The sequence below is a fragment of the uncultured Maribacter sp. genome, assembly GCF_947500405.1.
Classification (GTDB): Bacteria; Bacteroidota; Bacteroidia; order Flavobacteriales; family Flavobacteriaceae; genus Maribacter_B.
The window spans coordinates 1-1,777 of the sequence record NZ_CANMRY010000036.1; the positions used below are offsets into that span (position 1 = coordinate 1).

The following is a 1,777-nucleotide window of genomic DNA, read 5'->3' on the forward strand; positions in this document are numbered from 1 at the left end:
TAATGGTTTTTTCCAATTATATTTCAATTCATAAAGTAAGCTAGATGCACCAAAAGCTAGTTTATTGCATGCAACGTCTCGTATAAGAAACGTAGGGCAGGTGATAAGCGATACGTTTCGAATTGGTACTAAGCCAAATATAAATATTTTGCTTTTATCATTTTTCGTAAACGCCAAATTTTATAGTTGGCGACTTAGCAAAAAAACAAAGATCTTTCTATTAACCACAAAAACCCTATGTTTTCTTATACATTGTTGCCAGTAGTTTTTCATTCCTTTTTATTAAGTTCAATTGGGTTTGGGTTTTCAGGTAATCCGATTAACTTATCATCATAAAAATACATTTCTTGGATTTCCCCATTCCACCATTTCAACACAATACTATCTCCTCTTTTTTCATTCATTCCCATTTCAATTACTTTCAGAGAATCCACAGGATTTGGGTTTAATTCATAAATTCCATATGTGTTTGGGTTTTCGGAAATTCTTAATTGAATATTTCTGTTCTCAATTTTAAAATCATATATAGTTTGTGAGTAAGGATTATTCTCAAGGTATGAATTCCAGAAAAATGAGAAAATCCAATAGCAAACTATTGTATTAACGAAAAATAAAATCGAAAGTCTTTTTTTTATAAAGAAAGCAATAATTCCAATCAGAATGTTCACTCCGAATATTTCAAGTCTGTGAGATTCAACTCCAACAGACATAAATGGGTAAGGTTTAATATTACTAATCCAATATTTCATAAGAAAAATATCGATTAGCAAAATCAGAACTGCAATTCCAACTAATAATTTTGTTTCTGATTTCGTCATTCTCAATTACTGGCAACGGTTCGGCTAAGCGTAGTGCGGAGGCAAGGAAACTTTTCGTTTCCGTCTGCGCACGAAGCTAAAGCTTATTGTTTTGCTTTTTCTTTTTTTGTCCAAAGCTAAATCCATAAGATTTAGCGACTTCATAAATATACACAAACCTTTCGATTTTGCCCCAAAGTCCGCATTACGTTTAGGCATTGTTGTAGTGCGTTTTTTTACCACAACCCCTCAGAATAAGTTACTCTTTTTTTATTCCCAACGATTTCAAAAGTCTGGCTCTTAGTAAAAGTCTTATTTTCATAATTTATGGTTTCCACTTCAGAATTTATTGGCAAATCGTAGCTTATAGAAAATGAATAGTCTGGCAAAAACCCTTCATATTCATAATCATAACTTATATTTTGTGCACCTTTCGGTAATTTTGGAAACCATTTGACTTTGGTTACCTCAATATATTCTTTCTCGGTTAGATTTTCAGCCTTATCTCCAAACCAGCTCCCTTCATACGGTATTATTTTATTCATAATTCCAGCTCTCAATTCTTTATTCAAGAATTGATTGTGATATATTTTCGATCCATAGGTGACGTAAAAATAACTGCTAATACAAAGAATAATTAATATTGAAATACTAATTCTTTTACGTGTCGATTTTATCTGTCTTTTTTGGAAAATTGATACAGCTACTCTCAATGAAATAATACCGATGATTGATATTCCAATAAGTTTTAAAGAATCTATGTAGAAAATCCCTCCATTAAACTCATCGTCAAATTTATCTATTCCAATGTACAATAGTAAAAGGAGTAGGATAAGATTTATAAAAACTATAGTTAGATATTTCAACGATTCTTTAATTTTTCTTTTGAGTCAAAATGCACTACAACGTTCTCGGCTATGATTTCGGACTGGGAAAGTATACACTAACCAGTCAGCCAGAGATAAATTTTTAAAATTAAT

2 protein-coding genes are annotated in these 1,777 nt (G+C 31.1%); both read right to left on the reverse strand.

All coding sequences use genetic code 11. The features are described from left to right. Positions 1-269 precede the first annotated feature (269 nt). Positions 270-818 (reverse strand): hypothetical protein, encoded by a 549-nt coding sequence (locus Q0945_RS15820; RefSeq protein WP_299436570.1) that lies wholly within the window; start codon positions 816-818, stop codon positions 270-272. 215 nt (positions 819-1,033) lie between these two features. Beyond that, the gene (locus Q0945_RS15825) at positions 1,034-1,369 is read right to left on the reverse strand and encodes a hypothetical protein (RefSeq protein WP_299436573.1); all 336 of its coding nucleotides are present in this window, start codon (positions 1,367-1,369) and stop codon (positions 1,034-1,036) included. Between the last annotated feature and the right edge of the window lie 408 nt (positions 1,370-1,777).

What these genes read in the sequence shown, in the direction of transcription:
- Q0945_RS15820 (WP_299436570.1), bottom strand. Translation starts at nt 818, where the DNA reads ATGACGAAATCAGAAACAAAATTATTAGTTGGAATTGCAGTTCTGATT.